Source organism: Arthrobacter sp. UYCo732, from assembly GCF_040547265.1.
In the GTDB taxonomy this organism is placed as follows: Bacteria; Actinomycetota; Actinomycetes; order Actinomycetales; family Micrococcaceae; genus Arthrobacter.
Genome location: NZ_JBEPPJ010000006.1, coordinates 1 through 18,524 on the forward strand (window position 1 = coordinate 1; position 18,524 = coordinate 18,524).

The 18,524-nt window shown below is 64.9% G+C and carries 24 protein-coding genes; 9 read left to right on the forward strand and 15 right to left on the reverse strand.

The window, feature by feature from the left end:
* Positions 1-356: 356 nt before the first annotated feature.
* The 6 genes from ABIB45_RS10390 to ABIB45_RS10415 form a co-directional block, all read right to left on the reverse strand.
* Entirely contained in the window at positions 357-1,100 is a 744-nt protein-coding gene (locus ABIB45_RS10390) for a glycosyltransferase family 2 protein (RefSeq protein WP_354215782.1), read from the reverse strand.
* Between the two features lies 1 nt (position 1,101).
* Positions 1,102-2,505 carry a PIG-L family deacetylase gene (locus ABIB45_RS10395; RefSeq protein WP_354215784.1) on the reverse strand — a complete coding sequence of 468 codons (1,404 nt, stop codon included), beginning with the start codon at positions 2,503-2,505 and terminating at the stop codon, positions 1,102-1,104.
* A complete protein-coding gene (locus tag ABIB45_RS10400; RefSeq protein WP_354215950.1) occupies positions 2,499-3,569 on the reverse strand; it encodes an acyl-CoA dehydrogenase family protein in 1,071 nt (356 codons plus the stop codon). The genes ABIB45_RS10395 and ABIB45_RS10400 overlap by 7 nt, the downstream gene beginning before the upstream one ends.
* Positions 3,570-3,719: 150 nt before the next feature.
* The gene (locus ABIB45_RS10405) at positions 3,720-4,199 is read right to left on the reverse strand and encodes a Dps family protein (RefSeq protein WP_354215785.1); all 480 of its coding nucleotides are present in this window, start codon (positions 4,197-4,199) and stop codon (positions 3,720-3,722) included.
* A 121-nt stretch (positions 4,200-4,320) separates the two neighbouring features.
* Positions 4,321-4,998, reverse strand: a complete 678-nt coding sequence (locus ABIB45_RS10410) for an O-methyltransferase (protein WP_354215786.1) — start codon at positions 4,996-4,998, stop codon at positions 4,321-4,323.
* A 32-nt stretch (positions 4,999-5,030) separates the two neighbouring features.
* Positions 5,031-5,354, reverse strand: coding sequence for a thiamine-binding protein (locus ABIB45_RS10415; protein ID WP_354215787.1), 324 nt, complete (start codon positions 5,352-5,354; stop codon positions 5,031-5,033).
* A 119-nt stretch (positions 5,355-5,473) separates the two neighbouring features.
* Here ABIB45_RS10415 and ABIB45_RS10420 point away from each other — a divergent pair, with 119 nt between their 5' ends.
* Both ABIB45_RS10420 and ABIB45_RS10425 read left to right on the forward strand, forming a co-directional pair.
* Positions 5,474-6,109 (forward strand): TetR/AcrR family transcriptional regulator, encoded by a 636-nt coding sequence (locus ABIB45_RS10420; RefSeq protein WP_354215788.1) that lies wholly within the window; start codon positions 5,474-5,476, stop codon positions 6,107-6,109.
* Positions 6,110-6,274: 165 nt separating this feature from the next.
* A complete protein-coding gene (locus ABIB45_RS10425; RefSeq protein WP_354215789.1) occupies positions 6,275-6,493 on the forward strand; it encodes a hypothetical protein in 219 nt (72 codons plus the stop codon).
* An 87-nt stretch (positions 6,494-6,580) separates the two neighbouring features.
* Here ABIB45_RS10425 and ABIB45_RS10430 read toward each other — a convergent pair whose 3' ends face one another.
* Positions 6,581-6,865: a hypothetical protein gene (locus tag ABIB45_RS10430; RefSeq protein WP_354215790.1), complete on the reverse strand. Its 285-nt coding sequence runs from the start codon at positions 6,863-6,865 to the stop codon at positions 6,581-6,583.
* 749 nt (positions 6,866-7,614) lie between these two features.
* Here ABIB45_RS10430 and ABIB45_RS10435 point away from each other — a divergent pair.
* The 3 genes from ABIB45_RS10435 (at position 7,615) to ABIB45_RS10445 (ending at position 10,116) form a co-directional block, all read left to right on the forward strand.
* Entirely contained in the window at positions 7,615-8,187 is a 573-nt protein-coding gene (locus ABIB45_RS10435) for a hypothetical protein (protein ID WP_354215791.1), read from the forward strand.
* Between the two features lie 580 nt (positions 8,188-8,767).
* Positions 8,768-9,160 (forward strand): VOC family protein, encoded by a 393-nt coding sequence (locus ABIB45_RS10440; RefSeq protein WP_354215792.1) that lies wholly within the window; start codon positions 8,768-8,770, stop codon positions 9,158-9,160.
* A gap of 419 nt (positions 9,161-9,579) precedes the next feature.
* On the forward strand, positions 9,580-10,116 hold the full coding sequence (locus ABIB45_RS10445) for a sigma-70 family RNA polymerase sigma factor (RefSeq protein ID WP_354215951.1): 537 nt from the start codon (positions 9,580-9,582) through the stop codon (positions 10,114-10,116).
* Positions 10,117-10,262: 146 nt separating this feature from the next.
* Here the strand turns inward: ABIB45_RS10445 and ABIB45_RS10450 are convergent, their stop codons facing one another.
* The 3 genes from ABIB45_RS10450 to ABIB45_RS10460 form a co-directional block, all read right to left on the reverse strand.
* Positions 10,263-10,844: a GNAT family N-acetyltransferase gene (locus ABIB45_RS10450; RefSeq protein ID WP_354215793.1), complete on the reverse strand. Its 582-nt coding sequence runs from the start codon at positions 10,842-10,844 to the stop codon at positions 10,263-10,265.
* Between the two features lie 97 nt (positions 10,845-10,941).
* Entirely contained in the window at positions 10,942-11,175 is a 234-nt protein-coding gene (locus ABIB45_RS10455; protein WP_354215794.1) for a hypothetical protein, read from the reverse strand.
* Positions 11,176-11,368: 193 nt separating this feature from the next.
* On the reverse strand, positions 11,369-11,749 hold the full coding sequence (locus ABIB45_RS10460; protein ID WP_354215795.1) for an alpha/beta fold hydrolase: 381 nt from the start codon (positions 11,747-11,749) through the stop codon (positions 11,369-11,371).
* Between the two features lie 134 nt (positions 11,750-11,883).
* Between ABIB45_RS10460 and ABIB45_RS10465 the strand changes: the two genes are divergently transcribed.
* Positions 11,884-12,123: a hypothetical protein gene (locus tag ABIB45_RS10465; protein WP_354215796.1), complete on the forward strand. Its 240-nt coding sequence runs from the start codon at positions 11,884-11,886 to the stop codon at positions 12,121-12,123.
* On the opposite strand, the gene ABIB45_RS10470 is transcribed toward ABIB45_RS10465, so the two are convergent.
* On the reverse strand, positions 12,120-12,263 hold the full coding sequence (locus tag ABIB45_RS10470; RefSeq protein WP_354215797.1) for a hypothetical protein: 144 nt from the start codon (positions 12,261-12,263) through the stop codon (positions 12,120-12,122). The genes ABIB45_RS10465 and ABIB45_RS10470 overlap by 4 nt on opposite strands.
* A gap of 233 nt (positions 12,264-12,496) precedes the next feature.
* On the opposite strand from ABIB45_RS10470, the gene ABIB45_RS10475 reads away from it, so the two are divergent.
* A complete protein-coding gene (locus ABIB45_RS10475) occupies positions 12,497-13,387 on the forward strand; it encodes an SGNH/GDSL hydrolase family protein (RefSeq protein ID WP_354215798.1) in 891 nt (296 codons plus the stop codon).
* 213 nt (positions 13,388-13,600) lie between these two features.
* Positions 13,601-14,323, forward strand: a complete 723-nt coding sequence (locus ABIB45_RS10480; RefSeq protein WP_354215799.1) for an integrase catalytic domain-containing protein — start codon at positions 13,601-13,603, stop codon at positions 14,321-14,323.
* Positions 14,324-14,581: 258 nt separating this feature from the next.
* Here the strand turns inward: ABIB45_RS10480 and ABIB45_RS10485 are convergent, their stop codons facing one another.
* Genes ABIB45_RS10485 through ABIB45_RS10500 form a run of 4 tightly spaced genes read right to left on the reverse strand, consistent with a single transcriptional unit; the run spans position 14,582 to position 17,101 of the window.
* Positions 14,582-14,893: an AzlD domain-containing protein gene (locus tag ABIB45_RS10485; protein ID WP_354215800.1), complete on the reverse strand. Its 312-nt coding sequence runs from the start codon at positions 14,891-14,893 to the stop codon at positions 14,582-14,584.
* Positions 14,890-15,633, reverse strand: a complete 744-nt coding sequence (locus ABIB45_RS10490) for an AzlC family ABC transporter permease (RefSeq protein ID WP_354215801.1) — start codon at positions 15,631-15,633, stop codon at positions 14,890-14,892. The genes ABIB45_RS10485 and ABIB45_RS10490 overlap by 4 nt, the downstream gene beginning before the upstream one ends.
* Entirely contained in the window at positions 15,630-16,142 is a 513-nt protein-coding gene (locus ABIB45_RS10495) for a DoxX-related protein (protein WP_354215802.1), read from the reverse strand. Before ABIB45_RS10495 ends, ABIB45_RS10490 begins: the two co-directional genes overlap by 4 nt.
* A gap of 50 nt (positions 16,143-16,192) precedes the next feature.
* A complete protein-coding gene (locus ABIB45_RS10500) occupies positions 16,193-17,101 on the reverse strand; it encodes a glycerophosphodiester phosphodiesterase (RefSeq protein WP_354215803.1) in 909 nt (302 codons plus the stop codon).
* Positions 17,102-17,151: 50 nt separating this feature from the next.
* Here ABIB45_RS10500 and ABIB45_RS10505 point away from each other — a divergent pair, with 50 nt between their 5' ends.
* Positions 17,152-18,501: a DUF445 domain-containing protein gene (locus ABIB45_RS10505; RefSeq protein WP_354215804.1), complete on the forward strand. Its 1,350-nt coding sequence runs from the start codon at positions 17,152-17,154 to the stop codon at positions 18,499-18,501.
* Positions 18,502-18,524: the final 23 nt, after the last annotated feature.

An 18,524-nucleotide genomic window follows, 5' to 3' on the forward strand; every position in this document is an offset into this window, starting at 1 on the left:
CCCGGACCCCTCACCAAAGGAAGCGGGCCCGGGGCCAACCAGACCGGGACCCGCTTCCCCATGCACTATTGACATTCGCGCCTACATATCAGGGCGTAACCAGGCGGCGGCGGGACTAGGCAGGACCAGTAACTTGGAGGAAGATCAGTAACAGGAAATACCGTCTCTTTCCCGGGGCAGTTGCGGCCCCGGGTGTCAGACGGGGCCGGCGGCGAGGTGGCCTCTTCTGAGACCGAGGCCAGTCCCCCCAGTCGTCGTCGGCCCCCTGGATATTTTGCGGGCGCTGTGCTTTTAGCGATGTGCCGTGGAGGTAGTGGCGCTTGCCCAAGTGCTCCCACATGCGCCAGCTGCACTCGTTAGCCCTTCAACGCCGCCGGTTCCCGTGTGAGCGCCAGCAGATAGGCGCCAAATCCCTGCGGTGCGCGGGCATTGGTCCGGCCCGAGGTGCGGACCCTAATGGTGTCCGTGGACCAGACACTGCACCCGTATTTGTGAAGCCGCTCCACCAATGCCCGGTCCTCATGCGAGCGAAGGCGGGGAAAACCACCGGCCAGCACATAAGCCGAAGCACGAACGCCCAGGTTCGCTCCATGCACGTGCGGATGGTCCTCCCCTAACGGGTGGCGGGCGTGCCAGCGTCTCAGCACCTCGCCGTCCGTGCTTTCCGGGTCTGGCTCCACTGTCCCCAAGACGGCATCGGCCCCCCGGTCGGCCAGTTCCACCTGGCGCAGCAGCCAGTTTTCCGGAACGCAGGAATCGGCGTCGGTATTGGCCAGCCAGAGTTGCGGGGAAGCGTCCGGAAGACCCTTTTCGAGGCTTGCCAAGAGCACCGTGCGAATGCCTGCACGGCGGCTTCCTCCCACGCTGCGGAAGGCCACCCGTAGAAGTGAATTGCGGCTGTCCATGCGCGCGAACTTTGCGGCCACTTGGCCGGAGTTGTCCGTACAGCTGTCCAGGACCACCAGGATCGTTACCGCGATGGCCGGCCGCTGCCCCTGCAGGACATCGGCGGCAGCCCGCACCGCCGCAAGCGCTCCTGGGAGGAGCTGTTCCTCATTGTGGACCGGAATCACCACTGCCACCTGCCCAATGCGGTCCACGTCAGGCCTCCAAAGTTCCGGGATCGGTAGGCGCTTCCAGCGCTTCCAGCACGAAGTCGCGTTCCTGATACAGTGCTGCGGTGCGCCACCGCAGCCGGTTCCGGGCCAGCGTGTGCACCGAGTCGCCGTCGAGCTCCCAGCCGGAAACCGGGTGCCGCCAATGGCACAGCAGCAGCGTGCCGCCCGGCGCCATGGCCGCTTCAACCCGCGTAAGCAGGCGCTCAAGTTCGACCGGCGCGAGGTAGTAGCCCACCTCGGATACCACCACCAGGTCGTAGCGGCCCTTGGGCCACTCAGCCGGCAAGGTCAGCTGCCGGATGGAGACGCCGGGATAGGGTGCAAGCCGCTGGGCGGCAAGCTCCAGGGCTGTGCTGCTGGCGTCAACTGCCAGGAGGCTGAGGCACCTGCCGGCCAGCTCGGCAGTCAGGGTGCCGATTGAGCAGCCGATTTCCAGGCCCGACTGGTACTTTTCCTGGGGCAGCGCGGCGAGCGTCAGGGTGCGTTTCCGGCGCTCGTACCAGCGGGTGGTGTACTGCCATGGGTCATCGGACGTCGAGTGCACCGCATCGAAAATCCGTTGCGCGTCCGCGCTGGTATGGGGAGCCGACTGAGCCGCCGATCCGGCGGCAGCCGCGCCCGGCCGGGTCCAGGCAAACGTCTCAAAGGCGCGCTGGAAATGGGCCAGGAACCCCACGCTGAGCAGCGCCTCATCCCCTGCCAGTTCGGACAACGGAAGTACCTGGCTGGCATGGACGGCCATGGCGGCTTTCTTGGCAGCCTGTTGTTCAAGGCCCAAGGGAAGCCGCGCCCACGACTGCCAGGCCGCGTCCTCCGGCGAGGCCCATAGCCAGTACCAGATGGGATATTCCAGCAGGGCGTGGCCGCCCTCGCGGGCCACATCGGCCGCCGTAGCGCCCAGGACGTCGTGGTCCGCGTGCCCGTCCGCACGGTAGGGAGCCACTATGGCCAACTGCTCAGGGTTTCCGGGGTGCCTGGTGATGGCTTCCCGGAGCCGGGCGGAAATTTCCAGCGTCCGGTCGTTCAGGCCGCCATCCGGCAGCCCCAGGAAACGCCAGCACCCGGTCAGCCCCAGGACCTCCATCGCGGCCGCGAATTCGTCAAGACGGATGGCTGCGAGCTGCCCAGGCGTCATCGTGGCGGACGCCGGGTGCGAGGCCTCCCCCGCTGTACAAAGCAGCACTTCGACGTTGGCTCCCAACGCGTGCAGGAGCGCCAGCAAGCCCCCCGCGCCGAGGGATTCGTCATCCGGGTGGGCGGCCAGCACCACAAACCGCATGGCACTCAATTCCTGCGGATCAAGGGCCATCTCAGCCAACGTGGCCAGCCCGCTTGCCGCCCAGTCCGTTTCGTCCGCGCCCCGGTCCGTGTGCGCGAACGTCACCACAGGTGCTGCCCCCCGAGAGTCAGTTTCCCCAACTGGGCGTCGTCCCGCATGGCGTGGTGCTGGCGCACGTACAGGGCCAGGTCCGCCATGCGCTTGGCGTACGGTTCGTCGAACGCCAGCGGCGCAGGTCCGCGGTTCTGGCTGACCAAGGACAGGACACGCTCGACGGCGGCGGCGACCGTTCCGCGCGCCCGCAACGCTTCGCTCCAGGCGCTGGTGCCTGCCCCAGGGGTTCCGTCCCCGCCGGGTTGGCCGCCGTCGTCAGACAGTGCACCGCCGTCGATCAGCTGCGCCGTGCGCGCCAAGTACTGGACGGTGGAGGTCAGGATCCGGTCCGTTTCTCCCAACGCCGCCAGCGCGATCTGGTCAGGTTCCCGGCCCGTCCCGGCAGCCGCACTAAGCGATACCTTGTATTCCCTCGCCACAGCCACCGCTCCACCCAGCCAGCAGGCGGCCACTCCCATCCCGCCCCACGCGAAACCGGGCCGGCTGAAGTACCAGCCATCCCCGCCCAAAGGAACTGCCGGTACCTGGCTGAAGTGGACGGTCCCGCTGGGAATCTCCCGGAGGCCACGCGCCACCCAAGCGGGTTCCTCGCACGACACACCCGGGTGCCGGAGGTCCACGGCATAGGCGGCCCGGCCACCGGTTTCTGCGTGGGCGGTGATGACGGCCCGGTCCAGAAGAGGCGCCAATGAACACCACGGTTTTGCGCCGCTGAGCAGGACGTCGTCACCATCGGATTTAGCCTGGAGGCGCGCCCCCGGACCCTCGGCGGCGAACACTCCCCACACGCCGGCACGTTCGGCCGGGTGGATGCCCGCCTGGGCCAGGATGGCCTGCGCATCCAGATGGGGTTCGAAAACGCGGCCTGCGGCCACATCCACGCTGGCGACCGAGGCAAGCAGCTCCCAGAGAAGGCCAGTCTGTCCATCCCCCGGCTTGGGCCACTTACTTCCGACCTCCCTGGCCAGGGCCAGCAGCACGGGGACATCGCCCACCGCCGACTGGATGGCGTTGAGCAGGGGTCCGTACTCGGCCAGCTCCGTTTCAGCTGACACCAGGCGGACAGGCTTGGGACACCGGCGCTTGCCGGCGGCAGCGGCCCGCAAGCCTGCCGACGTTGTCGTGGCAGTCAGTGCTGCTGGCGCTGCCGGCACCCGTTCTGTCTGCGTTCTATTTTCAGTCACGCGCTGTTACCTGTCAGTCCCGGCCTACTTCTCTGCCGCTTGGGTAACGGGTGCCGAGGCTGCCATGGCCTCTGCGTTGACCATCCAGGCCAGCTGTTCCAGCCGTTCGATCGCGGCATGCAGCAGGTCGGCGCTGGTGGGGTCCTCGTCGTCCACCTCGTCATGGACATCCCGCATGGTCTTGGCAGTGCGTTCCAGCCTGGCGGTGACCAGCTCGACGGCATCCTTGGTGGAAACCAGCCCGCCGGGAAACTCCTCAAGGCGGGTGTCCGAAGCTACGGTCTTGCTCCGGCCGTCAGGCAGGGCATGCAACGCGCGCATCCGTTCGGCCGCCTGGTCCGCGAACAGTCGGGCGCTGGCGGTGATCTCGTCGAGCTGCAAATGGAGGTCACGGAAGTTGGTGCCCACAATGTTCCAGTGGGCCTGCTTGCCTTGCATGTGGAGCTCAATCAGGTCCGTGAGGACCATCTGTAGGTTGCTGGCGAGGGTGGGTGACGCTTTCATCGAATTCCTCCACTGCGGGCGGTCCGTTCCGGACGGGGCATCGGCCGGAACGTTATTCTAAGCATACTTAGCAGTATTCCGGATGAACGGGACGGTCGGCAGACCAACCGAAGACTGCCACTCAGCGGACCCGAGCCAGAGCGAACCCATCCCAGCCTTTGGACCCGACGGTCTGGATTACGGTGCCATCAAGCTGCGGGTGTTTTCCCAGCAGTTCCAGGGCGCTGATGATCCCCGGCGCGTTAACGTCGTCGATGGATGGCTCCAGGACTGCCCCCTCCCACACCGCGTTGTCCAGCACGATGGCGGTTCCCGGCCGGCCCAGGCGGACAGCCCACTCAAGGTAGTCGGCGTCGTGTTCCTTGTCCGCATCGATGAACACAAAATCGAAGGGCTCCTGACCTTCCGCCTGCAGCGCGGCCAAGGTGTCGAGGGCTGCCCCGACGCGCACCTCAACCTTGTCAGCGAGCCCGGCTGCCGCCACGTTGGCCCTGGCGACGTCCGCATGTTTGGTGAGGTATTCGCACGTCACCAGCCGGCCGCCGTCGGGAAGCCCCTGCGCCATCCAGATGCTGCTGAACCCGGCCAGCGTGCCGATTTCCAGCACCCGCCGGGCACCCGAAATCTGGACCAGGAGCTTAAGCAGCTTGCCGGCGTTGGGGGTCACTTCGATGGGCGGCATCCCGGCGTCGACGGCGGTGCTCACCGCCCGCTGCAGTGCGTCGTCGGGATGCACCACAGTTGCCGTCAGGAATTCTTCCACTTCCAGCCAGCCGGCCTGCGTCCTGTGCTCAAACATGGCCACAGTCTGACACGCGGCCACATCGGGGTCTAGGAACCTTCTTCGAGGGCCTTGTCCAGGCGGTCCACCTTGGCGTTGAGCTCGCCCTCGTAACCGGGCCGGATGTCTGCCTTGATGACCAGCGAGACGCGGCTTCCGAACTGGCCCACGGCCTCGGTGGCGCGCTTGACGACGTCGAACACTTCGTCCCATTCGCCCTCGATGGTGGTGAACATCGAGTCCGTCTGGTTGGGCAGGCCCGACTCCCGGACGATCTTCACGGCGGCTGCAACGGCGTCATGGACAGAAGCATCGGAGGGGCGGGCACCCCCGGCGGGCGTGCCGGACGGGGCGACTGAAAAGGCAAGCAACATAGGGCAAGTCTGCCACGCGAGCGGGGCACCGGATGGGCTGGAAGGCAGGTGAAACGTCACATAACCGGCTACCCTCCGGTAACCACGTCCATTGCCTGCCGCGTTGCTAACCTGACCAAATGAGCATTGCTGTCGTCCGCAAGCCACTACGCGCAGACGCTGCCCGGAACGTGGACAAGATCATTCTGGCTGCCCGCCAGTGTTTCCGTGAGCACGGTCCCGAGGTTTCCCTGCAGACCATCGCAGCGACGGCGGGCGTAGGCCCGGCCACTCTCTTCCGGAACTTCGCCGACAAAGATGAGCTGGTGCTGGCCGCCCTCAACCGGCAGCTCAGGGAGACCGTGGACCCGATTATTGTCGACGCGCTGACGGGCATGGACGCCGCCGTAGGACTGCTGCGCGTCATCGAGGCCATCATGGCCGCCGCCAGCGCCGATGCCAACCTGTTGGGCGCGGTAGCGGCGCGCCGCGAACTCCTCACCGGGGTCACGGGCTCGTTGATGGACTCCCTCGGCGTACTGCTGGTGCGGGGCCAAGGCCAAGGCACCCTGCGTTCCGATATTTCCATGACTGACATGTTCCGGCTTCTGGCCATGCTGATCGGCGTGGTGGATACCATGGAGCCCGGTTCCGACGCCTGGCGCCGTCCCGTTGCCCTCATCGAGGATGCCATCCGCACTGAACGGTCCGGCCGGCCCCTCCCCCCACACGTCCCGCTGCCCGCCTCAGAGCTGCAGGGCCGGCAGTTCGCCTGAGGGGACCCGCCTGAGGCACCTAACCGGGCCTATGGTGCAGCATTGTTTAGTGTCCAGACGTTGGAATAGACTCAGGTAGGGTTACGCAGTCAGCCTCTGAACTATCAGAGGAGTTACAGTGCACCACGTCCCCCGAAGCTCAACCGACAGGCGCGTGCTTCCCGTATGAACCACTCCACGCTTTCCCGGATAATCAGCGACCCCCGCGGCCCCGAAGAAGTCCTTCCCTCGCTTGCCGCGGAAGACCTCGCCAATCTGCTGGACGCTTTGTACCAGAACCTCGACACCCCGGCCCCGGACCTCGGCGCGCAGGCATGGTACGAATTCGCCGTTGAAGAAAGCGCCCGCCGCACTATCGCTCCCACTGATGAGCAGTCCGCCTAAGGGGATCTAACGCGGGCCCGTGAAGCATACCGCGTTGATGGGGACCCGGACGGGCGCGCCTCGCTAAGTCAAGGGTGACATAGCGGATCACGTTGGGCCGGCGTCACCCTCTGGGTCTGTGTCTTGGGCTTCCTCGGCATCGGGCACTGCAGGCACCTCAGGCTCGTGGTGATGGGGCACGTGCTCCTTGGCCTTTATTAGATGCTGCTGCAGCTTCTCCTCGGCATCGCGGCGGCGCCGGGACGTGTCCCGCAACTCCCTCGTCGCTTCGGAGGCACTCGCGTTGTAGGTAGGCCGCGACTTCGGTTCCAGCCCCTTGTTGTCCGTACCGCCGGCGCCATCCTGTGCGTAGTGCTGTGCTGGTTCGTTCATTTCTACTGGCTCCTCTTCGGCCGCCCTGGCCGGCTCACGCCGATATGCTGCCCGGCTTCTATTGATCCAGCTCCTGTTCGCGCTTACGGAGCTCAGCCCGAACCGCCGCGTGAAGTGCTGCCATGCCCGTTTCCTGGCTGACGTCCAAGGCCAGTCTTATCCGTTCAGAGAGGATGTCAAGGTCCTCGGGCGGCACGTCGGAGAGGGATCCGAATCGGGTGAAGAAGCGCCTGACTGGCAGGCCGGCGCGCCATCCATGGGGTGCGGGTCGGCGGGTTTTGTCGGGTCTGGCACGGCTTGCGTGCAGTCTTAGTTCCATGGTCATCACTCTCACGGGAGTCCAGGGCCAACTGCATAGCCAGCCTCATGCTACAGCGCCCGGGTCCCGCACCACTAGGGTCCGACGAGACTCACCTATAGTGCTCGCGAAACGGGGTGCATACCTCATTTGAGAAACGCTCGCGAAATTACGGGCCGCTACGGGCACGGCGGTGACGATGAGGGATGGACCTGTCGATGGCAACGCGCAGGGAAATCACGAAGAAGTACGCGACCGATTATGCGAAGTCGTCGAAGAACGCCAAGGGGTTGATTCTGGACGAGCTCGTGGCGGTTACCGGGTCGTCCAGGGCCGACGCCCGCCGGGCCCTGTCCATGGCCCGGAAGCGTAGAGGCCCGGCGAAATCGGTCGTACTTAAGCCGTGGGGGCGGACCTATGGCTATGAGACCGTGAAGGTCCTGATCAGTGTGTGGCGGCTCGCGGGGATGCCCTCGGGGAAGTATCTGGCCGCGACCATGCGCATCTGGTTGCCCAAGCTTCAGGCCTTCGGGGAACTCGACGCGAAGAGGCTGACCCCGGCGGTCAGGGGGCAACTGCTGAAGATCTCCGGTGCCACGATCGACCGGCTCCTCAAACCCACCAAAGACGCGGACAGACCAACGGGCTCTCTGCGACCAAGGCCGGCCCGCTGCTCCGGAACTCCATCACGGTCCGTGAGGCCGGCGACGAAGACGAACAGGCCCCCGGGTTCAACCACGCCCTGATCAACTGGGCCGGCGACAAAAACACCTGCTTCACCCGTTCCCGGCCCTACAAGTCCAACGGCGACGTGGTCCGCCGGCACGCCTTCCACTACCGCTACGACACCGCCGCCGCACTGAAGCTCCTCAACGCCCTCTATACCCTTGTCCGGGTCCGGCTGAACCTTTTCACCGCCACCACGAAAGCAACCGGCTGGCGCTCCAACAAACACGGGCAGAAGACCCGGATCAATGACAACCGCGGACCCCGTACCAACGCGTCATCAATTCCGGAATCCTGACCGAAGCCAAAGCCCCTGAACTCGCGGACCTCATGGCAATCACCAACCCGGCCGACTTCACCCGAGGCAGCACCACCATCCAGACCCAGCCGAGCGTCCTCGCCGCCACGAAAACACGGGCCCTGAAAGCATCAGCCACACGAGCACAAATAACTGAGGCACGCACAACACCTTCGCGAGCATCGTGCCATGAGTCGCTACGGACTGAGCCACAAACTGCGGTGTTGTTGTCCCGGGTGCGGGGCTGTTCTGGGTCGTTCTTCCCGTTCCCGTGGACCGGTCCATAGGGCGACGGCTTGGGCGCGCAGCGGAGGCCCGTCTGCAGAAACCAGAAGCTGTGTGCTGAGCAACCCCGGCACCAAAGGGCGCCGGTCCTTAAGGAAACCCTTTGAAACCTCGGCAGCCGTCGGACCCGGGTGCCTCCGCGTGCCGGCGTGCGCACACTGCCGACGGAAATTAGGCCCGGAGGGGGGAATGGCCGAGTTGTCCCGGACGCGAGCGCCAGTCACATCACGATCTCAGCCTTGAGTTGCCGTACCTTGGCAGGAGTCTGCTACCGAAATCTATCACTAGGACACTCATGCCCGCTCTGCCGAGTATTGACCATCTGGCGCTGACCGTCAGGGACATCATCGCCAGTACGACCTTCTACTCTCGACTTTGGCAAACCGAACCCACGGGGTATATGGCTGACGGCCCGTTCATACGCAGGATCTTCGCCCTCGCCGATGGACTTACCCTCGGGCTGACCCAGCAGGCCATCAGTTCCGCAAAGGACTTCGATGAAAAAAATCCGGGCCTCGACCACATCGGATTCGCGGTGCATGATCGAACCGGCTTGCTTGAGTGGCGCGACCATCTCGAAGAAATTGGCGTCGAGCACAGCGGGTTGGTCGAGGCCTCGTACGGAACGGCCCTGAGTTTCAAGGATCCAGACGGAATCGCTCTGGAATTTTTCGTACCCGCAGGCTAGCCACATAGGCGTCCTGCTATCCGCTGAGTGCCCCTTCAGAGGCTGCAACCCGTCACCGGCGACCACGCACCGGACGTACTGAAAGCCCTTCTGACCGACGCACGTCGGAATCCCACGCCCGGGAGGTCGGGCCGCTACACCATCATTCCCCGTCATAGTCCTTGACGGCGTATTTACCGATCCTGTCAATACATTAAAAGATTTACTTCTTTGTGATCGTATTTGGCCCGATCCCGGGATAGGTTCGGTGCACATGGGAGAAGTACCCATCTTAAGAGTGCGGAGCGCATCGTGCATGTCCCGGGTTCTGTGGTTATTAGTCATAAGTGTCCGGTACTTCCGGCGGCCGGGTATTGGAGGTGACAGTGACAATTTCCGGGAACCATCGGGGCGTCCCTGAACCCGAGGAGTCTTTGCAGGTGCTTCTGGGCAGAATCGAAGCGGGGGATGCAAATGCGTTCGAGGATCTGTATTCGCGGACGGTGAGGCGGCTATACGCTCTGGCATTGGGGGTGGTCAGGGATAGAGGCATGGCCGAGGATGTGGTGCAGGAAGTCTACGTGCAGGTGTGGTCCTTAGCGGGACGATACGACCGGTCTTTGGGCACACCCCTCGCCTGGCTGTTCACCCTGACCCATCGCCGCGCGGTGGACAGAGTCCGGCGCGAGCAAAGCGCACTTGAACGTCACTCCCAGCACCAGCGCGAGACCTCGGCACTGGGCCAGGAACTCATCGAGGACCTTGCCCTGCGCAGGCTCAGGGCGGAAGAAGTCCGTGCGTGCCTGTCCACGCTCAGCGCAAGGCAGTCAGAAGCCATCGTCCTGGCATATTTCGGCGGCCACACTCAGACCGAGGTAGCCGCCGCATTGAAGATTACAGTCCCGGCGGTGAAATCCCGCATCCGGGACGGCCTGAGCAGAATGCGCCTCTCCTTGGAACGTGCGGGGCGGGCCTGACTCTGCGACCTGACAGGCAGCTGCCGGTTCTGCCGCACCACTGACGGACGGCCCGCGGGCATACCGGCGAATAGTGCCTTGCCGATTCGGTACCGGATTGACACCGACCACTTCGCCCACATCCGTCTCAGCAACGGATCCCTTATCTAGACAGGATGGCTGATCAAGCGGCGCCCGGCCTGTGGATTTGATCGCTTTGTGGCGGCCTTCTGTGATCGCTCGGTGTCGCACCAGCGCCCGTTAGACGATCTTTTAGCGGACTGTGCTCTCCCGGATTGCGGCGTAGAGGAACATGTCACAACGCTCTCCGACGATCTCCTGATGACCGCGAAGTAGTCCCTCGCGTTCGTAACCTGCACGTTGGCCGTGCGGATAGAAGCCGCGTTCCACGGCTCGATATAAAACTCCAGACGGTGCAGATGGGGGATCGTCCAGGCAAAGGTAGCGAGGGCGCACAGGGCATCGGATGCAATGCTGTGGCCTCTCGCATTTGGGGCAACGGCATATCCCACCTGAGCGCGGCCTGTGTCCAACTCCCTGATCCACAGTCCGATGTTCCCCATGGAGCGATCAGTTTTGAGGTCGGCTATCGAGAAGGAAAATCTTGTCCCTTCGATGTGGCGCCGTCGCTGGCGCTCAATCCATGCCAGGGCTTCTGCATGAGTGGCATGCGGCGGAAGGCTTCCCACCGTGGGGACATACGGCTCTTGGGAGAGGTTCATCGCCATCCCCGCGTCCAGATCCGTGAACGTGCGCAGTAAGTCGCGCGTCCCGTTCTTCACCGTCCCCGACAGCCGAACCCTCGGCCGGACGCGGCAGAAGATTTCAGCCGGTAGTCGGCTCCTCGTCGTTGGCGGCAGCCTCGATCCAATCCACAGCCTCGTCGGAAAGCTGGGGACCGTCTGCTGATTCGCCAGCCCACCACCCAGAATCGGTCGTGCCCCCCGTAACCGCCATGATGTCGGCGACTACATTCGGCGGCAGCGGCTCGCCGTTGTGCTCAATGAGCCAGTCGCGTGTTTCCGCGCCGACCAGAGGCCACCACTCCAGGATTTTCATCACCGCAGTATTGCACCGAGGAAGTCGAGCGTACAGCTTCCGCCGCGGGACGAACTTTGGTTGGCGACGCCCCAGAGGTGTCCCGTTAGGGGATCCCCCAACGGGCGGGCTGTGCAGACGGCTTTGGACATTCTGTGCAGTTGTGATTATCTGCGATAAATGGCGGTCTTTTCGCAGCTCTATTTATCTCTTCCTAGCCATCGTGCCGGGAGGCCCCCATGGAGTGGCCCACCAGGTTCCACCGCCCGTAGCCGAGCGCGTTCAGGACCTCGGTGATAGCGCGTCCCATCGCCGCGATACTGAGATGCTCGGGCCGGGTACCTCTCGTGGATTCGCCCCAGCCCGGCAGGTCAACCAGCACCCGGTCATGGACCGGTGTCCGGGAAAGTAATGGCCGGAAGGTAGCCCAGGATTCGGCGGCACCGTGAAGGTAGACATCCGCTGTGCCAGATGCGTGAGGCCGGCCTCCGGCGCCCTGCTGGACACCCACTGTGCAGGGACCGAGCCCGGTGGGAAGGATCTGCCGCCGAAGCGTGGGCGCTCCGGTTATGGCGGGTACCTGCTGCACATTCATGGCCACGTTCTGCTTTTGGTCCCTGAAACTGATTCGGAGCCGCAGGGGTGAGGGACCGGCCTTGCAGGCCCCCACTCCGGAACCCTTAGACGGCAGCGGGCAGTGTCAACCGGTTGTGTGGACAGGCCCCTCGCATGGATCGCAGTCCAGCACCTTGGCTGGCGGCCGAGCACCTCAAGTTCCCCGACACACGCCGGACGGTGGGCGGGATCCGGCTCATATGTTCAGAACCCGAGTCCGATCGGATCAAGGACATCGTCACGTGGCAGCTTGATCCACCTCAGACTGGCATCGGTGCCGATCACTTCAGCCACCGCACCAACCCGGGCACCGTGAAACGCAACCACGTCCACCAGCTCGAAGCCCTCGGCTAGACCGCAACCCTCACACCCCGGTAGGCCCAGGGCGTTCCGTCTGTCATGCGCCCTCCGGGGTCGTTCTTGCTGTCGCCGTTGAGGTCACCGGAGCCGATCAGGCTGTTGAGCGCATTCCAGCCGAAGTTTCCGTCGTTCACGGGCGCGGCTGGCGGTCTCGTCGAAGCCAGTCACCAGGGCGAATGCATCGGTCTCCCGGATTATCGGCAGGTCGACTGTGCACTCATGCACACGTCCCGATATCTGCTCTCGAAAGTAATGCGAACCCCGAGTGTGCGGGGGTAACGCGACGGGCAGCTAACTTAGTTCGATTGCTGTCTATTCTAGTTACCATGGCAAAGCGACAGGTCCGGGACGCAGCATGGGAAGCACAGTGAGCCGCGGTCTCCCCCGCTGGTGCGCCCCGGTCGCTGCCCTGGGTGCGTCGGCCGTCCTGTGCTCCCTTGCCGCCTGCGCCCCGGCTGAAGACCATCGCATGGTCCAAGGGAGCCCGCGGCAAGACACATCCGTCCCGGCCCCGTTCCTGACCTCCGGTCCGCCGGCGCCGGAACGCGTGGTCGTGATCGGCGATTCCCTCAGCACGGGGTACGGAACCTCCCCGGCGGAAGCATGGCCCCGCCGGCTAGGCCAAGAGCTGCAGTCCGGACAGCAGCCGGTGGAGATCATCAACGCGGCGACAAACGGGGCAGGCTATATTGCCGCCGGTGAGGAAGGGGTGACGTTCGGTTCGCAGACCGCCGCCTCGGTCAACGCCTCGACGGACGTTGTGGTGTTTTTTGGCTCGGACAATGATGCAGGCCAGGATCCGGTGGAGCTGAAAGCGGCTGTCGCGGACGCACTCTCGGAGAGCAAGACCCTGGCCCCTCACGCCGCCCGGATCGTTATTGGCCCCCTCACAGGCTTTGATTCCGCGGCGGCGGATGTCGGCGTCATCCTTGAGCAGGAGCGGTCAGCTGCCCTCGATGCCGGCGCCGAATTTGTTGATCCGGTCATGGAGCAGTGGATAGCCGGGCCCGACTCTCCGCTGCTGGGCCCGGACGGCGAACATCCCAGCAGCCAAGGAGAGCAATTCCTGAAAGATAGAATCCAGGGCATACTCTCTTCGCTGGAAGGCCCGGCACGGTGCCTGCCCGTCCGGAAGCCACCACCCACCTTCCAACGCCTCCCGCACAACAGCAACTCGGCGGCGCCTTGGGGATGCGGGACGGCCGAATTTAAGGCCCACTTTCACCTGCCCGGAGAGTCGTCGCCCAGCCTGGTTTGAGCTTCGGAGCTCCGCCGAGCTGACACCAGCATGATACTGAATACGGGTGTCCACTGCCGTGGACGTGGGATGGCCGCCACGGATAAGGCCTGGCTACGACTGGGGACATGAACCCGGTCTCAGAGGGCCATTTCGTCGACCCCGCCTCTATCCCCAAGCCATGAGGGCACGGGAAAGCAGAAGGTGGCCCTGGAGACAGTAAACGGGATTTCCATGCTCGGCGCACGAGAAGTGTGTACTCGATTCTCGCCTCCCCGCACGGCCCGCGGCCCGGCGTCCGGCGCAGTGACCGGTCAAGCCCTTCGCACGCGCCGGCGCCGCGACCATGGGCATCTGGTTGCCCAAGCTTCAGGCCTTCGGGGAACTCGACGCGAAGAGGCTGACCCCGGCGGTCAGGGGGCAACTGCTGAAGATCTCCGGTGCCACGATCGACCGGCTCCTCAAACCCACCAAAGACGCGGACAGACCAACGGGCTCTCTGCGACCAAGGCCGGCCCGCTGCTCCGGAACTCCATCACGGTCCGTGAGGCCGGCGACGAAGACGAACAGGCCCCCGGGTTCGTCGAAGCGGACATGATCGTTCACTGCGGCCCCACCCTGGCCGGGGAATTCATCAGGACACTGACCGCCACAAACGTGTTCACCGGCTGGACCGAGAACATCGCGGTCCGTAACGGGGCGCACAAATGGGTGCTGGAAGCGATGGATGAGGTCGTGGACCGACTGCCATTCCCCCTGGTCGGTCTGGACACCGACAACGCCGAATTCATCAACCACGCCCTGATCAACTGGGCCGGCGACAAAAACATCTACTTCACCCGCTCCCGGCCCTATAAGTCCAACGACAACGCCCACGTCGAGCAGAAAAACGGCGACGTGGTCCGCCGGCACGCCTTCCACTACCGCAACGACACGGCCGCCGCACTGGATCTATGACAACCGCGGACCCCGTACCAACGCGTCATCAATTCCGGAATCCTGACCGAAGCCAAAGCCGCTGAACTCGCGGACCTCATGGCAATCACCAACCCGGCCGACCTCACCCGAGGCAGCACCACCATCCAGACCCAGCTGATCGCCCTCGCCGCCGCGAAAACACGGGCCCTAAAAACATCAGCCACACGAGCACAAATAACTGAAGCACGCACAACACCTTCGCGAGCATCGTGACATGAGTCGCTACGGGGTCCGCCGTCAGTTCCACCCGATTAACCGCAGCACGGCCGCGGTGCCTGCACCGCCGATGACCACTACCAGGAACGGAGCCCTGAAAGCCAGCGCGACGGCGGCCGCGGCAAGCGCTCCCAGCCGTGCGTCCGCAGCCAGCGTCTGGGCTGACGCCACCGCGTTGACGATCGTCAGGGACGCCAGCAGCCCGATGGTCATAGTCCCCGCCACTCGCGACATTCGGGGGTCTTTGAGGAGCTTCGCCGGGACCAGATAGCCCACCAGCTTCCACGCGTAGGCCAGCACACACGCCAGCAGCAGCCAGAACCAGAGATTCATGTACCGGCCTCCCGGATTCCGCCGCGGCCGTGGTGTTCGTCGTAGGGATCAACATCCGGTTCCAGCCCCTCATCACTGCGCCCGTGGCCGAACCAGCCGATCAGGGCGGCCACCACCGCGGCGATCAGGATGGGCACCCCCGCTGGCACAAACGGCACGGCCAGCACCGTGGCGAGCGCACACACCACGGCAATCGCCGCGGGCTCCCTGCCCTTGAGCCGCGGCCACAGCAGGGCCAGGAACGCCGCCACCGCCGCGCCGTCCAAGCCCCACTGCTTCGGATCGCCCAGCCCGCTCCCCGCCAGGGCACCTAACGCCGTGAAGAGGTTCCAGAGTACGTAGATGCCAATGCCGGCGGTCCAGAAACCGCGCCGTTGCTCAGCAGGGTCGGTCTGCCCTGTACTGGTGGCCGTTGACTCATCAATGGTGACCTGCGCGGCAACATAGCGCCGCCATCCGCTCGGATGCAGGAGCGCGTTCAACTGCATCCCGTAGATGCCGTTGCGCATACCCAGAAGCGTGGCCGCGCCCATGGCCGCGATGCCGGAGCCGCCGCCCGCCACCACACCGATAAACGCGAACTGGGAACCACCGCTGAACAACAGGAGACTGAGCGCCATGGTCTGCCAGAAATCAAGGCCTGAAGTGACGGACAGGGCGCCAAACGAAATCCCGTACAGCCCGGTCGCGATGCTGATGGAAATCCCCACCCGGACCGCTGGCGACGCGAGCCGCTTCACGGCCGCCGCCGGGCATCGGGGGCCCGCAGGCTCCAGGCCCACAGGATGAGCGGGAGCTGAAGGGGGAACCTGGCGGTATGCGCCTTGCGCTGAGCGGACGAGCCCGCGGGCCCATACGCGCGGCGCAGCGCATCCACATGGCCGGCCAGGAACACAGTGAACATGGCAGTCACGGCGGTGGCCGCCGCCCGGCGGGCGGCGGGGACCAGGAGTCCGACGGCGGCACCCGCCTCCAGGAGTCCACTCACCGCAATCCATTCCTCCCGGGTCATGACCGCCAGCGGCCGCCCGCCGCCGTCGTGCGTTATGTTCGCCTCGCCGGTGCTATCCCCACCGGCCCCTGGCGCCCCAATGCTGGTTTCCGGCGCGTCGCGGCAGAGATAGTCAGGGACCACCTGGGCGAAGAACCGTGGCTCACGGAAGTGCTTCATGGCGCTGGTCAGCAGCAGCGCGCTCATGGTTGCTGTGGAGATATTGTGTATGGCCCGCCCGGACCATCGAAAAGGCATGGATCCACTCAATCACAGCCGGAGCACGCAACTAAAAACGCGGCGCGAAGTCAGGACGGCAGCTGTGCCTGTTGGCTGCTCGACTGGAGCTGCGCCAGCACCCTGGCTGGTTTGTTGGTGGTGATTTCGTGGACGCCCAAACCCTGGCAAAGGGCCACGTCGCGTTCGGTGTCGACGGTCCAGACGCGGAACCGGCGGCCGGATTCCAGCCAGCGCTGAACGGTCCGCGCATGTTCGCGGACGTACATGATCCCTGGTCCCGCGAGCCCCACCTCGCAGTCATCGAGGATCCGTTCGCCTTCCAGCTGGGCCGCCTTCATGACGTTGGCGACGGCACCGCCCGCCAAGTGCCCAAGGCTCAGTTCGTCCCGGATTTCATCGACGTCGATGTCGTCCACGAGCTGGCAAATGTGCTCTGCGTGGACGGTCCGGAGTAGGTGCTTCACCGAGTCCGGGCTGAAGCTCATGAACGAGACGCGGACGTTATCCAGCCTTGAGGTCGCGGCGTCCCAGCCTTCGCCCCGGAGTACCTCCAGCACCCGGTCTTCGAGTCTCAGCTGGTACGGGCTGGGATGCTTGAGTTCAATTGCGAGTTCCATGGGCCGGCCGGCGCCCCGTAGGATGTTCAGGAGTTCCGGCAGGGTCAGGAATTGCTCCGATTTTGCCCCATACTTCTCCGGGATCCGGGCACCTTTCCAGGACGAAAAGTCCAGCAGCCGCAACTCAGCCAGCGTCCGGTCAGCCACCGGCCCGGTACCGTCCGAGGTCCGGTCCAGATTGGCGTCGTGGAGCAGCACGGCGTGCTGGTCCCGGGTGAGGTGGACATCGCACTCCACTCCGTCGGCGCCGTCGGCAATGGCCTGGAGGTACGCGGCGCGGGTGTGTTCAGCAAATGCAGCGCTGGCACCGCGGTGGGCGAATACCAGTGGCCGGTCCGGCACAGACTCGTCGAATGTCATGAGGACACGTTAGCGGACCAGGCCTGAGGGCGCGGGACTAGGCTGGGCACATGCAGGTGAACTCTGAGCCAATTACCCGGCAGTCTCCGCCCCAGCCCCCCGGCCAGGTGCCGCCGGACGGGAAGACGGGTGCCGCCGTCGTCGGTCATCAACTCAGCGCGGGGGACGCAGAAAAGGCGGCAGCGCTCCGGAAAATGAAGCTGGTGGCGCTGGCACTCCTCATTGCCATGGCCATCATTTTTGTCTTCGCCTTCGCACTGCAAAAAGAGTATCCGTGGCTGCAATACGTCCGCGCTGCGGCGGAGGGCGGCATGGTGGGCGCGCTGGCCGACTGGTTCGCCGTCACTGCCCTGTTCAAATACCCCATGGGCATCAAGATCCCGCACACGGCCATCATCCCGCGCCGGAAGGACCAGATCGGGGCGTCGCTGGGCGAGTTTGTGGAGACCAATTTCCTGTCCGAGCAGGTGGTCCAGGAGAAGCTCGCGTCGGTTGACGTGGCGCGGAAGGCCGGTGCGTGGCTGTCCGGTCACGGCGGCGCCGAACGGGTGGCCAAGGAAGGTGCCGCCGTCATCCGCGGCGCGTTCACGGTGTTAAACGACGACGACGTCCAGGCAGTTATCGAGGGAATGGTCCGCAAGCACCTGCTGGCTCCGCCGTGGGGGCCGCCGGTGGGCAGGATGGCGGAACGGATTTTTGCCGACGGGCACCACCACAATCTGGTGGACCTCCTCGTGGACCGGGCCGCGGACTGGGTCGACAACAACCACGAGACCGTCAGCCGGCTGGTTTCCGACCGCTCCCCCACGTGGGTCCCACAGTTCGTGGACGGGCTGGTGGGCGACAAGGTCTACGTCGAGATCCTCAAGTTCGCGCGCGCCGTGCAGTCCGAGCCGAACCACCAGGTGCGGCAGTCGATCGACAAGTACCTCAACGATTTGGCGCAGGACCTCCAGCACGACCCCGCGATGATTGCCCGGGCGGACGACATCAAAACACAGGTCCTGGGTGATCCGGAAGTCCGCGAGCTGGCGTCCCGCACGTGGGGAACCGTCAAGGGCGCCCTGCTCAGCGCCGTGGACGATCCCGACAGCGAGCTCGCCGTGAGGTTTAAGGCTGCGGTCCGGGACTTCGGTTCACGCCTGGTCAACGACGACGAACTGGCCGGCAAGGTCAACGCCTGGATCGGCGACGCCGCCGGCTACCTCGTGCGGACGTACCGGTCGGACATCGCCGGCGTCATCACCGACACCGTGGCGCGCTGGGATGCCGACGAAACCTCGCAGAAGATTGAGCTCCAGGTGGGTAAGGACCTGCAGTTCATCCGGATCAACGGCACGGTGGTGGGCTCCCTGGCGGGGCTCGCCATTTTCAGCGCCGCGCATCTGGTCTTCGGCTGACCCGGCCCCTTTTAACAAACGCG